This window comes from Bradyrhizobium sp. PSBB068, from assembly GCA_016839165.1.
GTDB lineage: Bacteria > Pseudomonadota > Alphaproteobacteria > Rhizobiales > Xanthobacteraceae > Bradyrhizobium.
In genome coordinates, this window is sequence record CP069300.1 from 6598023 (window position 1) to 6612159 (window position 14137).

Consider the following 14137-nt stretch of genomic DNA (forward strand, 5'->3'; position numbering starts at 1 on the left):
AGGCCGTGATGACGACGCCTTACTCAGAAGACGTCTGGGCGGGTGCAAACCCGCAAAAGAATCTGCGGCGTCGCGGAATAAATTTTTGGTTTGTTAGGAAATCGAGCGCGCGGCGTCGATTCGTTCGACTTTAGTCAGCTCATCAGCACCACACCGCCTGGCAGCGATGTGATCCGCGCGCCGAACAGCTGTTCGACCTGGGCGACAAAATTGTCGAGCTTGTCGACCTGGAAGGTGCCGTTGACGAGCCGGCGCTTCAGTTCCGCATTGGTGATGATGATCTTTCCGGCGCGATACCGATTCACCTCGTCGACGACGCTCGCCAGCGGCCGGTCGCGGAAGATCAGCAATCCGGTCTGCCAGGCTGCGACCTGCCTGGCATCGACCGGCAGCGACGCCTGCAGACCGGCCCGCGAGTAGGTAACCTGCTCGGCCTTGCGGAGCTGCACGGAGCGGCCGTCCTGCTCGACGGTGACGATGCCTTCGAGACACGTTACCGAAACGACGCCGTCGAGGCAGCGCGCGTTGAAATCAGCCTGCAGCGCACTGATGCGTCCGTCGCGTGCCAGCATCACCAGCGGCGTCGACGACGACCTTCGGGCGACCACCGAGGCCTCGCCCGAGATCAATTCGACCCGCGTTTCGTTCGGCGCAGGCCGCAGCGCCAGGCTGGTCTGGGTGTTCAATTCGACCGAAATGTCGGGCGCCAGCATCACCTTGCGCTGCTCGCCCTTTCCGGTGCGGTAGTCGGCTGAGAGCTCCTCGATCGACGGCCACATGTCGAGCGGCGGGCGGATTACCAGATAGCCGGCCGCAGCCGCAATCGCACCGCCGAGCACGATACGGCGCGTCAATAACCGCGCCGGCCGAGGCGGCAATGCAACGACGGAGGCGGTCGCGGCCTGTTCGCCGGCAAGCTCCCTGGCTGCCGCGCTGGCGGTGCGAAACAGCCGAGCCGCCCTCCTGAAGGCATCCTCGTGATCGGGACTTTGCGCGCGCCAGCGTTGCAGAGCATCGACGTCGGCGCGTGTCGGCGCACCGGCTTTCAGCCGAACAACCCAGTCGAGCGCCTCATCCAGCAACGGATCGGGCCCGGAAGTGCGGGTCGGCTCGGTCACGACGGATTGCTCATCACCCAGTTCGCCAAACCTCAACCTCCCGATCGCGTCGAGCACATAGCGAAGGTCGCTATATAAACGATTCCGACGGCAGCAGGGCACCGCATTCGGCCGTTGCGCACAACACAAGCAGAAACATCCGGCAATCGCAGCTGGCGCCGCATCGCGCATGGCAAGGCAGCGCGGCGATTGCACGCCGGGCCGATCGGGTTTGAACCTGTTTTCAAGCGGCTCAACACTTCCAGCGAACCTTTCCCAGGCACCCAAACGGTCCTTATGAGATCGCTCTCTACTCTATAGACGACGGAAAGCCTGCTATCCCGCAGAACAGAGGTTGAAAATCCTGCCGCGTGTGACCGCAGATTTCAGGTCAAGCACCTGCAACGACTGGAAATAGTTCTCCGCAACAAATTTCGACGAGCCCGCCGCGCAGGACGACGCGCGCGTCAGGCCGCGGCGAATTCGATCACGAACGGGGACGAGGACCGCCGAGACGACGGATCAACGTATAGTCGAGGCAATCGGCACAATGGCTCAGGGCCAGCTTCAAATCGCTTTCCACCGTTCGCACGCTGACGCCGAGGCGAGTTGCCACATCGTGCGGCGTCCGTCCCTCGATCGCTATGCTATGGAGTACGTCGCGCGGCCGCGCCGGCAATTCGGCCAACGCCCGCTTGAAAGCATCGATATCTGATCGCGCCTCGACGATTCTCGCCGGGCTCGGTCCGTCGTCGCTGACGTCGAGCAATGAATCGATCTCGGCGGCGCTGACGCGGAGCTTCTGCGCTTTCTGGCGATCCCTGGCGATGTTGATCGCAATACGGAATATGTAGTCGGCGGGGCTGCGGATCGGAACGGCGTCCGTGACTCGCTCCAGCCGCAGGAACGTCTCGTGCAGGGCTTCGTACGCGAAGTCCGACGATCCCAGACGGCGGGTCAATTTCTTGACCAGACCGTCGTAGTTGTCTGCAAGCTGGCCCCGCAGCCGCACTCGATTGATTTCAGCCACGTTCCGCGGCCCCCCAGACACCAGCCCGATATCCAGATTGCATTGTTCTTAAAACTGCCAATCTCGTAACGGCCGGGCACAACACATTTATGACGGCAACAAGTCGACACCGAACGACACGCAAGGCTGATGCGCCGCGGTCACATCCAAGCGATGAACGGGGAAGCCAGATTGGCCCCGCCCTCGATCAGGACAGGTCGAACTCCAGCCAGATTTCGACCTTGAGGTCGTCGGGCAATCCCCATGGAATCGATGGCAGCGGCTGAGCCCGTCGAATAGCGTCCACCGCGGCCTTGTCGAGCGCGGCCTGCCCTGAACTGGTCTTGACCCAGACTTCCAGCACGGTGCCGTCCCGCTGCATGGAGAATAACGTCTCGACCGCACCGTGCAGTCCTTTCGGCGGCACCGCGTAGCGTGCCACGTGACGAAACAGTTTCTGCTGAAACTTGATGGCGACGCTGTTGGGCGGCGTATCGGCAGGCGACGGCATCGGACGCAGGCTCGGCGCCGTCGGCACTGCCGGCAGCGGCTCCAGCGCCGTTGGCGATGTCGTGTTGTCGAGGGGCGGCTCCGAGATGTCCTGGGACGCCTCGGTCCGGCTGGCGAGGGGCGCGATCTGCGGTTGCGAGACGGGTGCAACCAGGATGGGCGCGGGCGAGGGGCTCGGCAGTAACCGAACCTGTACGATCGAGGTCTCCTGCGGGCTTGCCGATCCGGCCGGCGGCCGCAGTCGGAACCAGTAGATTCCCCCGACGAACAACATGGTCGCGACGGTCGGCACCAGAAGCAAGCGGAGGACCTCGCCCGAGGTCCACGCGCTCGGATCCTCGGGATGGAACAGCAGCGTCATCGGCCTCATGCCGCGCGCGTCGCCGGGTCCGCTGGTGTTGTTGGCGCTCATTGGAACGATTTCACCCGGATCGCGATCCGCACCGGCTGCGACGCAGTCGCGGGCGTCATTCGGCTTACGGTCAGTCCCTGCAGTGCCGCGGTCACGGCTGCATCGCGCTTCTGATCGCCGGTCGAGCGCAACAGCTGGGTTCGCTGGATCGTCCGCGAGGGATCGATCCACAGATCGACCACGAGCTGGTAGCTGCCGCCACGAGGCCCGATATTCTTCTGCAGCGCCTTTTGAATGTCGAACTGCAGGCTTTCGCTGTAGTCACGCAGCGCACCGGTGTCGTTGCCGTCACTGTTCGCCCGCACCCGCAACGTGCCCAGTGACAGATCGGCGGTCGGAAGCGGGCTCGTCGGGGGACGGTCGGGGCGCGCGCTGCGCGAAGCGAGCGTGATGGCATCCGGACGAACGTACTGGACCTTCAGGTCGGACCCCTTCAGAAGCAGATTCAATGCGTCCTCAGGTGTCAGGGTTCCCTCGACCGACGTCGACGTGCGGCCGGTTGCGGAATTGCTTTCATAGAGCACCTGAACGCCGGTTCGCTCGCCATAGGCCTGCAGCGCGCTCGCAAGTTGCTGCGCGGGAATGCTGAACTCGATGGGCACGGCGGCGGTAACGGCCTGATGCTGCTCCGCGGTGACGGCGCAGATGCTGCCGATCAGCAGGACGGCACAAATCCCGAACGGAAGCCGCGACCTTGTCGAGGCCGCCGGAGCGTCGCGGCTGACCGCAGCGCCCGCACGTGCACCATATGATCCAACTGCCGTCATAACCTTGCTTCGGCCCAAAGTGACCGCGGGTGAAATTCGGCCAGCATGTCTGTGCGGGTTAGCCTTTCGGCCAGCGAACCTGCGTTCTTTATATCTGGAATGTGACGGCCGTCTAACCGGCAATTCGATCGGCTGGGTGCCTGGGATTTGTGCTGACCTTTCAGCGCGAAAGGTTCCCGGGCATCGCCAGAGCGGCGCCGAGCGTCGGCAGGCGGCACAGCGCGCCAGAAAACGAGCGAGCGCTCTCTCAGAAAATTTGCTCGGCCCCCTTTTCCGAACGCCGGTTCGTGGGTTAGGAATTAGGCAAGGGCGTAAAGCCCAGCCTGGACCGGCAACAAAATGAAACCGTCCGGGAATAGAGCCAGGGAGGCAATTTGGGTCTCGCGCGCCAGCGGCCGGGGACGAATGCGTTCGCGATGGACGTGCTTTGCGCACGCATCCTCGAACGGCATCGGGATTCCGTGCGAGTCCAGAAACCGCATCTCGCCGTCCCCAACCTCACGCGCATCATCGGCGCCACGCTGACGCTGTCCAACAAGCACGGTTTTCACGCCACCACGCTGCGCCAGCTTGCGGAGGCCTCCGGCCTCAGCATGGGCGGCCTCTATACCTATTTCGACAGCAAGCCGACGCTGCTGTCGATGATCCTCGGCGAGGTCGCCGAGACGGCGGCGGAGGTCCTCAACCAACCGCCCGCCGACGTCAAGCAGGATGCCCGCAAGCACCTGCACTGGATCATCGCCACCCATGTCCGCATGAGCGAGGCGATGCAGCCCTGGTTCGTGTTCTGCTTCATGGAAGCGAAGTCGTTTCCACCTGCGGAACGCCAGCGTGCCATCGAGATGGAGGTGATGACCGAGAAGATCATCGCCGGCGTCCTCAGGCAGGGCGTCGCCAGCGGCGTGTTCGCGATCGATCAGATCACGCTGACGGCCTCGCTGATCAAGCCGCTGCTGCAGGATTGGTACGTCAAACGCGCGAAATACCGCCGGCGCGGCACGTCGATCGAGGCCTACATCAACGCGGTCTGCGCGCTTGTCGACACTGCGGTCGCCGGCAGGACGCGGCCCGGCCGCGTCGCGAGCGGCTCCCGTACCAGAACCAGGCAGACGGCGCACCCATAGACGCAAGAAGGACGAGACCATGAAGCGGCTGCGATTCAATCAACAGGAGATCGTCTTCGCCGTATTCGCCGTGCTGTTCCTGGCGTTCTCGGTTTTCCTGCGCGGCTTCCTCACGCCGGAGAACATGCTGACGCTGCTGCAGAACGTTGCGGTGCTCGGCATCCTTGGCCTTGCCATGGCGATCGTCGTGATCGGACGCGGCATCGACATCTCCCTGATCGCAGCCCTCGCGGTGCCTCCGGGGCTGGTGCTGCAGATGGTGCAGAACGGCCACTCGCTGCCGGCCTCGCTGCTGACGGCCGTGCTGCTCACGATCGCGTTCGGCCTGGTCAATGGCTGGCTGATCGCCTACGCCGAGGTCCCTTCGCTGTTTGCGACCTTGGCGACCGGCCTGCTGCTCGCCGGCCTCGGCCAGGCCGCGCTGTTTCAGCTCGACGTCGTGCAGTGGAGCGACGGCATGAAGGGCTTCGAGCGGCTCGGACAGGGCACCATAGCAGGCATCCCGACCTCGATCGTGATGTTCGCGATCGCCTGCGTGGTGGTCGCCTTCCTGCTGCGCCAGACGCGCTGGGGCGCCTACATCTACGCGATCGGCGACAATCCCTATGCGGCTCGCGTCACCGGCATCCCCTCGCGGCCGATCATCGTGCTGCAATATGTCGTCGCGGCACTGATCGGCTGCTTTGCGGGCCTCGTGATGGCGGCGTCGGTCAACTCGATGCCGACCCGCGTCTTCAATTCGACCCTGATCTACGACGTCATCCTCGTCGTCGTGCTCGGCGGCATCGGCCTGTCGGGCGGCCGCGGCGGCGTGCTCAACGTCGTCATCGGCACGCTGCTGATCGGCACCATGCTGAACGGCATGACCATCATGGACATTTCCTACGCCGGACAAAACCTCGTCAAGGGCGTCGTCCTGCTGCTCGCCGTCATCACGGATTCATTCCTGAACCCGCGCAACGAAGAAACGGCACAGCAGGGCGACATCTGAACCAAGTCGAAGAACGATCAATCACGACCAAGGAGGAAGCAATGAAATACGCTGTCAGGAATGCAAAGGTGATCGCCGCAGCGCTCGGGCTCGCGGCCATCGCCGCCGCCCCGGCTCTGGCCCAGCAGGGCCTGGACGAGCCGTTCCAGAAGCCGTTCAAGGAGTCGCTCGCCGGCAAGACGGTGGCTTATGTTCCGGTCGCCATGAACTTCGACCTCACCGAAGGCTGGTACGCCGGCATGAAGAAGGAGCTCGAGCCTTACGGCGTGAAGTTCGAGATCCGCGACCCCAACTGGAACACCAACGCCGGCGCGCAGGCGGTGACCTCGCTGATCTCCGAGAAGCCGGCCGTGATGGTGATCCACAATCCGGACGTGCAGACCTACGCCAAGCTGCTGCAACGCGCCGAGAACGAAGGCATCTACGTGATCCAGATCAACATGGGATCGGCCTATCGCTCATCGGCCTTCGTCGGCGCCAACTGGATCGAGATCGGCGAGAAGGACACCGAAGCCGTGGTCAAGGCCTGCCAGGGCAAGTCGAACAAAATCGCCGTCGTGCAGGGCGCGCTCTCGGCAGCTGCCAGCGCCTACACGCTCAAGGGCGTCGAGAACGTGCTCGCCAGGCATCCGGAGATCAAGGTGGTCTCGAGCCAGGCGGCCGACTGGGATGCGGCGAAAGCCAAGGCGATCACCCAGACGGTGCTGAAGCAGAATCCCGATCTCTGCGGCATCGTCGGCTTCTGGGACGGCATGGACATCGGCACCGCGGCCGCGGTGAAGGAAGCCGGCCTGACCGGCAAGGTGTTCGTCGCGACCTCCGGCGGCGGCGAGCGCAAGGGTGCCTGCGAGCTCGTCAAGTCGGGCGCCTTCGACCTCAACCTGAGCTACGACGTGCCGACCCAGGCCGCGCAGATGGCAGGCACCATCAAGTGGCTGCTGTCGTCGGGCGCCAAGGCCGGCTCGATCAAGGGCTCGGAATACACCACGCTGATTCCGATCACTAAGGAGAACGCAGACAGCCAGACCGCGTGCTGGAATCTCAGTGACCTGAAGAAATAGCCCGGCCACGTCCGCTTGACGTCCCGGGTGTACCCCGCCCGGGGCGTCGATCTCCCAAAATCGAACGCCTTGCTGGAATGCCGATGCGCGACACCTTGACGAGCCTGCGTTACCGCTACTGGCCGGATCATCTCCTCGGCGAGATCCTGTCCAAGCGTTGGACCGAGACCGCAATTCCGGTGATCCTGCTCTTGATCGTCGGCTTCGCGCTGAGCCGCTCGATCGACCATTTCCTGTCGCCGTCGAGCCTTGCCGACACCGCGCGGCAGGCCGGCGAGATCGGCTTCATCGGGCTCGGCATGGCGCTCGTCGTCATCGTCGGCGGCATCGATCTGTCGGTCGGCTCGATCTTCGCGCTGACGGATTTCTGCGCGCTCTATCTGCTCGACGTGCTGAACTGGCCGGTGCCAGCGGTGGTGGTCGCCACTCTCGCCTGCGGCGCACTGCTCGGCGCCGTCAACGGCGTCCTGATCGGCTACTTGCGGCTCCGCGCCTTCATCACCACGCTGATCACCCTGATCATCTACCGTTCGGCTTTCGATCTCCTGATCCAGCGCTACTCCAATTCGATCGCCGCCGCCTTTCCCGACATCCCGTCCTGGAATTTCATCGGCGGCGGCGACGTGTTCGGCATTCCGAGCGTCGCGCTCGTCTACATCGCGATCGCGATCTTCGGCCACATCTTCATGACCCGGCTGCGCCCGGGCTGGCACATCACCGCGATCGGCGGCTCGCGCCGCTCGGCCTATAATTCCGGCATTCCGGTTCGCCGCACCATCGCGCTGTGCTATGTCGCAAGCGGCGTGCTGACCAGCATCGCCGCGCTGTTCTTCGCCGCACGCCTCGGCACCGTCGGCGGCGACATCGGCGTCGGCCTCGAGGTGATCGTGCTGACCGCGACCGTGCTCGGCGGCATCACGCTCGGCGGCGGCAAGGGCTCGGTCGCCAAGTCGCTGGTCGGCGTGCTGATCGTGCTGCTGATCACCAACGGCCTCACCACGCTCAATGCACGCGGCGGCATCAACCGCATGGCGCTCGCGGGCATCCTGCTGATCGCCGCGATGGTCGATATCCGCTGGCAGAAGAACCGCACCCGCATCATCAGCAAGGTCTATGTCGCGCCGACCTATCACGCGTTGCCGCCACCGCCTCCGACCGAGATCGGCCAGGGCGGTCCGTTCGAACAGAACGACAAGCTGCGCGACGTCGAACTGATCGGGCTCGGACGCATCGAAGCGCCGGAGGACGTGATCCTCGATCGCAACGACAACCTCTACGCCGGCTCGCGCCATGGCGACATCATGCGCTTCCTCGCGCCCGACTATCAGCGGATGGAGGTGTTCGCCCATATCGGCGGGCAGCCGCTCGGCATGGCGTTCGACCGGCAGGACAATCTCTATGTCTGCATCGGCGGCATGGGCCTCTACCTCATCAAACCCGACGGCACCGTCGAGAAGGCGACCGACGAGACCAACCGCAGCATGCATTCGGTCAATGACGACAGCCGCCTGCGACTGGCCGACGATCTCGACATCACCGATGACGGCCTGATCTTCTTCTCGGAAGCCACCGTCCGCTACGAGATGGACGAATGGCCGATCGACGGTCTCGAAGCGCGCGGCAACGGCCGCATCATCTGCTACGACACCAAGACCGGCGCCACGCATACGGCGCTGCGCGGCCTGAAATTTCCCAACGGCATCTGCGTCGCCAGCGACGGCCAGTCGATCCTGTTCGCCGAGACCTTCGGCTGCTCGATCAAGCGGCTGTGGTTCGCGGGGCCGAAGAAGGGCCAGGTCGAGGTGGTGATGGACAACCTGCCGGGCTATCCCGACAACATCAATCTCGCCTCCGACGGCAATTACTGGCTGGCGCTGGTCGGCATGCGCAGCCCCTCGCTCGACCTCGCCTGGAAGATGCCGGGCTTCCGCCGCCGCATGGCCAAGCGCGTGCCGGTCGACGAATGGCTGTTCCCGAACATCAACACCGGCTGCGTCGTCAAGTTCAACGAACAGGGCAAGATCCTCGAATCGTTCTGGGACCTGCGCGGCGAGAACCATCCGATGATCACCTCGATGCGCGAGCATCGCGGCTATCTCTATCTCGGCGGCATCATGAACAACCGGATCGGCCGCTACAAGCTTGATAACGCCGATCCGAACTTCGTGCAGTATGACAAGCGCTGGGGGAAGCTGTCGTGATCGCGGCCGTCAGGGAATTCGCCAACCGCTTTCTCGGCCGTGGCGAGGCCACCATCACCGTGCCGTCGTTCGACGGCGCGCTGAAGCCCAACCAGAAACTAGAGGCGGCAACCACACTGCTGGAATGCGAGGCGCCCGAGGACCTCGCAACCGATGGCCGCAACCTCTACGTCGCCGACGGCCGGCGCCTGCTGCGACTCGACGGCGGCACAGCTGTCGAGCTGCGCAGCTTCGAGCAGCCGATCTCGGCGCTCTGCGCACTCGCCGATGGCGGCCTCGCGGTCGCGCTCGGCGGCCGCGAGGTGCGCCTCTATGCCAATCCCTCGTCTGGCGAGCCGACCGTGACGTTCAGCGACGCCGCCTTCAATGCCGTCAATGCGCTGGCGCCGGCGGACGACGGCACGCTGATCGCGACCGACGGCTCGACAACGTGCGGCGTCGACGATTGGGCACGCGACCTGATGGAGCTCAACCGGAGCGGCCGCGTATTCCGGCTCGATCCCAGGACCAGAACGGTGAAGCCACTGGCTTCAAAGCTCGGCTACGCCTTCGGTGCCTGCGCGCGCGGCGACGGCGTTCTGGTCAGCGAGAGCTGGCGGCATCGTCTGGTCCTCATCGGAGACGGAAAAGCACCGCAGATCGTGCTCGGCCGCCTGCCGGTCTATCCGTCGCGACTATCGAAGGCCGCCGGCGGCGGCTATTGGCTCACCGCGTTCACCGCACGCACCCAGCTGATCGAATTCGTGCTGCGTGAGCCGGCCTATCGGCGCCGCATGATGGCCGAGATCGACCCGGCCTATTGGGTGGCGCCGCGGCTGCGCTCGGGCTTCTCGTTCAAGGAGCCGATGCAGGGTGCGCACATCAAGACGATGGGCGTCATCAAGCCGTGGGCGCCGCCGCGCTCCTACGGCCTCGTGATCCGGCTCGGCGAAGACGGCAAGCCGCTCTACTCGCTGCATAGCCGGGTCGACGGCATCAATCACGGCGTCGTCGCGGCGCTCGAGCTCGGCAGCGACCTGGTGCTGATCGCCAAAGGACCGGGCCGCGTCCTGAAACTGCCCCTCGCCGGGCTCGCCGAGGAGACAGGCTCATGAGCGACACCGTGCTGTCCCTGCGCAAGGCCACCAAGCTCTACGCCGGCGTGCCGGCCATCGAGGGTGTCGACTTCGACCTGCGCCGCGGCGAGATCCACGCGCTGGTCGGCGAGAACGGCGCCGGCAAGTCGACGTTGACCAAGGTGATGGCCGGCGTCGTGACATTGACCTCGGGCAGCATGACGGTCGACGGCTCCGACGTCGCGCCGCGCACGCCGCTCGAGGCACGCAACCTCGGCATCGCCATGGTGTTCCAGGAGAACAGCCTGGTGCCGACCATGACGGTGGCGCAGAATCTGTTTCTCGGACAGGAGAAGTTCTACAACCGGCTGCGCGGCATCTACATCGCCGCCCAGCAGTTCCTGCAATCGCTGAATTTCGACGTGACGCCGACCGCGACCGTCGGCGGGCTCGGCGCCGCCAAGAAGCAGATGGTGGAAATCGCGCGCGCGGTCCTGCACAAGGCCAAGGTCATCATCTTCGACGAGCCGACCGCATCGCTGACGCCGGAGGAGAAGAAGTACTTCTTCGACCTGGTCCGTGATCTGAAGAAGCGCGGCGTCTCGATCGTCTTCATCTCGCACGCGCTGGAAGAGGCGCTGCTGCTCGCGGACCGCATCACGGTGCTGCGCGACGGCAAGCACGTCGTCACCGACGACGCCGCGAAGTTCGACCGCGCCGCGATCGTGCAGGCAATGGTCGGCCGCGATCTCTCCAATACGCTATATGGGGCGCGGAAGGCGAGTGTCCGGCCGGCCGGCGCGCGCGTGCTCACGGTGCAGAATCTCAAGATGGCGCCGATGGTGAAGAACAATTCGCTGTCGGTGTTCGCCGGGCAGATCACCGGCGTATTCGGCCTGGTCGGCGCCGGCCGCACCGAGACCTTCAAGATCGTATCCGGCGTGTTGAAGCGCGACTTCTTCCACGGCGGCGAGATCCTGCTGCATGACAAGCCGGTGCGCTATCGGGTGCCGGCGCCGGCGGTGAAGGCCGGCATCGCCTATGTGACCGAGGACCGCAAGGTCGAGGGCTTCTTCGAGACCGCCTCGATCGCCCGCAACATCTATCTCGGCCTGCTCTCCAAGTTTCCCCGCGGCCGGATGCTGTTGTCGCGGCGCGAGACCAATAGCGTGGGCAAGAGCTGGATCCAGCGGCTCAAGGTGCGCGCGATCGGCGATGAGGCCAAGGTGGTCGAGCTGTCAGGCGGCAACCAGCAGAAGGTGGTGATCGCCAAATCGCTGGTGCAGGATCCGGAGCTGATCATCTTCGACGAGCCGACGCGTGGCGTCGACGTCGGCGCCATCGTCGAGATCCACGAGCTGATCAACCGGCTCGCCGACGAGGGCAAGGCGGTGGTGGTGATCTCGTCCTATCTGCCCGAGATCATGGCGCTGTCCGACCGCATCCTGGTCTCGCGCCAGGGCAAGGTGGTGGAGGAATTCTCCGCGCTCGAAGCCACCGAGGAGAAGATCATGTACGCGGCGATTCATTGATCGCCGCAACGGACATCCGTCATGGCCGACTGGCCACGCCATGGCGGAGCACGATCGCGCGGCCGAACATGATCATCGGGCGCTCCACCAGCCGGTACACCAGCCAGGACACCAGCAGGACGAGGCCGGAGCAGATCAGCATGGTGGCGATATCGCCGATCTGCCCGGTCAACGGCAGGACGCGGTAGACCGTGATGTTCACCGGCCAGTGGAACAGGTACATCGAATAGCTGATCAGCCCGATCCGCGACAGCAGCAGCGAACGCGGCCGGTCGAACCTGACGGCTGCCATGAAGATCACGAAAGCCAGCGCGTAGGCCGTGAGGACGGGTGTCAGTCCCTCCATGATGAAATTGTCGCCGCGCGCCAGCGAAAAGGCTGCAACCGACGGCACCGCGACGACCTGCGCAACAACCAGCGCCAGCGCGGCGATGCGCGCCCCCGGTGCCCGCTCGACCAGCCACAGGCGTAGCAGCAGACCCAGGAACAGGAATGAGAGGTGCATGCCGAGATATTGCACCGGCAGATTGGCGATGCCGTGGATGCGCAACTGAACCGGCAACGCCGTCGCGGCGACCAGCGCCAGGCTCAGCAGCGACAGCACCGCGACACGCCTCAGTGCGCCGGCCGAGAACAGCAGCGCAATGAGGATGTAGAACACCAGTTCGATGAACAGCGTCCAGTAGATCGGCGAGAGCCAGGGCTGGCCGAACAGCGTCGGCGCCATCGTCATGTTGGCGAGCACGGTGATCGCGCGCGGCGGCTCGCCGCCAAGCCACGCCATGGTCGCGAGCACCGCGAGCGCGAGCCACAGCGCGGGATAGAGCCGGAACACCCGCGAGACGGCGAATTGAAACAACGGCCGTTCGCCGCCGATGCTGAACGGCACGACGAAGCCGCTGATCAGGAAGAACAGCGCCACGCCGAACCGGCCGAGGCTGACATTCTGAACCAGCAGATCGCCGGCGACATTGAGCGGCCCGGCGGCAGGCGGGGTCTGCCGGAGCAGGTCGCCGAACATGTGCTCGACCATGACGCCGAGCGCCGCGATCGCTCGCAATCCGTCGATATTGGCATAGCGCTGCGTTGTCATGCCTGGCCTCACTCCGGTGCTTCTGACGGCGCGAGTCCGAGCGCGCCGCGGGTCGCCGCGTCGAAGCCCGGGCCGGCCTCGTTCTCGGCCAGTGCGAAGCCGCCCGTCGCCAGATAAGTCCAGCACGACCAGGTGAAGCCGTAAGTCTCGGCGAGCTCGCGCATGTCCCGCAACCAGCTCGCGCGCGCGGCCGCGCCCTGAGCGGTGTCTTGATAGGGCGTCTTGTGCACGCCGAACTCGCCGAGCAGGATCGCCTGCGCCGGCAGGTGCTGCGCCGTGCGCCAGGCCGCCACCTGCTGAAACGTGCGCTCGAGGTTCGATCGATTGAAGCGGGAGCTGACATAACCCGCGAGCGTCTGCCTGGCCTGCTGCGCCAGATCGAGCTCGGCGCCGGCGAGCCCGAGCGCCGTCACGCGCTGGTCGGTCGCCTGGTTCATCGCGTCGACAGATGCAGGCGCCGGATAGACGATCGCATCCAGCGCATAGGCGGGACTGCCGCGCACGCCCTGATGGGTGAACTGCCACGGCGAATAGTCGTGGTAGGTGTAGATCAGGCGTGGATCGCCGGCGAATGCGCTCATGTTGATCTGCGTGAGCCCTCCCGGAGCGTTCATCGAACCGCCGCCGAGGACGAGCGGTAGCGTCGCTGAGCCGCGGCGTGCGGCGGCGTAAGCGGTCTCCAGCATCGGCTGCCATGCTGCCGCCGATATCTCCGGCTCGTTCATCAGCTCGAGTGCAATCCGTGGCGGAATGGCATCGCCCTGCTCCGCCGCGACCTGGCCCAGACGGCCGGCCAGGCGGGTGAGCAAGGCCAGCACCGCCTGGAATTTCGGCGTGTTCACACCTGCCGTCAGCTCTGCCGGCTGATAGACCGGATTCATCGCGCTCGGATGCATATCCACGATCACGCCGAGATCGGCGGCGAGCAGATTGCGAACCGTCGTGACGACGAGATCGTCGAGTCGGTCCCGGCTCGCGCCATCAAAGGCCAGGAAAGGACCGACATCGACGACCAGACGCACGAAATCGAAACCCGCGGCACGGATCGCCCGGCGCTGGTCCGCACCGAACAGAAAGCGCGGCGCGGAAAACGGCGGATCGACATAGGAGCCGTCGGCTTGGACGTCCGCCCACCCGAACGCATGCGCGACGCCGATGCCGCGACGGAAGCTGGGAATCGGGCTGACGGGATCGGCCACCGCGCGCAACGCTGCGAAAGGGGCAAGCATCGCGACGCCGGCGATGCTGCGGAGAATGGAACGGCGGCTGGCCACGGCGCTTCTCC

At 65.0% G+C, this 14137-nt stretch carries 12 protein-coding genes; 6 read left to right on the plus strand and 6 right to left on the minus strand.

What is annotated here, in order from left to right; genetic code table 11:
* Positions 1-134: 134 nt before the first annotated feature.
* From JQ507_30630 to JQ507_30645, 4 genes are all read right to left on the minus strand, one after another.
* A complete protein-coding gene (locus JQ507_30630; protein QRI73586.1) occupies positions 135-1289 on the minus strand; it encodes a DUF4880 domain-containing protein in 1155 nt (384 codons plus the stop codon).
* A 295-nt stretch (positions 1290-1584) separates the two neighbouring features.
* Positions 1585-2127 carry a sigma-70 family RNA polymerase sigma factor gene (locus JQ507_30635; GenBank protein QRI69183.1) on the minus strand — a complete coding sequence of 181 codons (543 nt, stop codon included), beginning with the start codon at positions 2125-2127 and terminating at the stop codon, positions 1585-1587.
* Between the two features lie 187 nt (positions 2128-2314).
* Entirely contained in the window at positions 2315-3028 is a 714-nt protein-coding gene (locus tag JQ507_30640) for a TonB family protein (protein QRI69184.1), read from the minus strand.
* The gene (locus JQ507_30645) at positions 3025-3795 is read right to left on the minus strand and encodes a secretin and TonB N-terminal domain-containing protein (GenBank protein ID QRI69185.1); all 771 of its coding nucleotides are present in this window, start codon (positions 3793-3795) and stop codon (positions 3025-3027) included. Before JQ507_30645 ends, JQ507_30640 begins: the two co-directional genes overlap by 4 nt.
* 416 nt (positions 3796-4211) lie before the next feature.
* Here JQ507_30645 and JQ507_30650 point away from each other — a divergent pair, with 416 nt between their 5' ends.
* The 6 genes from JQ507_30650 to JQ507_30675 all read left to right on the plus strand — a co-directional run bounded on the left by JQ507_30650 (position 4212) and on the right by JQ507_30675 (position 11759).
* A complete protein-coding gene (locus JQ507_30650) occupies positions 4212-4919 on the plus strand; it encodes a TetR/AcrR family transcriptional regulator (protein QRI69186.1) in 708 nt (235 codons plus the stop codon).
* Between the two features lie 19 nt (positions 4920-4938).
* The gene (locus JQ507_30655) at positions 4939-5910 is read left to right on the plus strand and encodes an ABC transporter permease (GenBank protein QRI69187.1); all 972 of its coding nucleotides are present in this window, start codon (positions 4939-4941) and stop codon (positions 5908-5910) included.
* A 41-nt stretch (positions 5911-5951) separates the two neighbouring features.
* The gene (locus JQ507_30660) at positions 5952-6971 is read left to right on the plus strand and encodes a sugar ABC transporter substrate-binding protein (GenBank protein ID QRI69188.1); all 1020 of its coding nucleotides are present in this window, start codon (positions 5952-5954) and stop codon (positions 6969-6971) included.
* Between the two features lie 77 nt (positions 6972-7048).
* A complete protein-coding gene (locus tag JQ507_30665; GenBank protein ID QRI69189.1) occupies positions 7049-9172 on the plus strand; it encodes an SMP-30/gluconolactonase/LRE family protein in 2124 nt (707 codons plus the stop codon).
* Positions 9169-10266 (plus strand): hypothetical protein, encoded by a 1098-nt coding sequence (locus tag JQ507_30670; protein ID QRI69190.1) that lies wholly within the window; start codon positions 9169-9171, stop codon positions 10264-10266. The genes JQ507_30665 and JQ507_30670 overlap by 4 nt, the downstream gene beginning before the upstream one ends.
* Complete coding sequence (locus tag JQ507_30675) at positions 10263-11759, plus strand: sugar ABC transporter ATP-binding protein (protein QRI69191.1); 1497 nt, start codon at positions 10263-10265, stop codon at positions 11757-11759. Before JQ507_30670 ends, JQ507_30675 begins: the two co-directional genes overlap by 4 nt.
* Before the next feature lie 19 nt (positions 11760-11778).
* On the opposite strand, the gene JQ507_30680 is transcribed toward JQ507_30675, so the two are convergent.
* Positions 11779-12852 carry an acyltransferase gene (locus JQ507_30680; protein QRI69192.1) on the minus strand — a complete coding sequence of 358 codons (1074 nt, stop codon included), beginning with the start codon at positions 12850-12852 and terminating at the stop codon, positions 11779-11781.
* Positions 12853-12860: 8 nt separating this feature from the next.
* Complete coding sequence (locus tag JQ507_30685) at positions 12861-14126, minus strand: cellulase family glycosylhydrolase (GenBank protein QRI69193.1); 1266 nt, start codon at positions 14124-14126, stop codon at positions 12861-12863.
* Between the last annotated feature and the right edge of the window lie 11 nt (positions 14127-14137).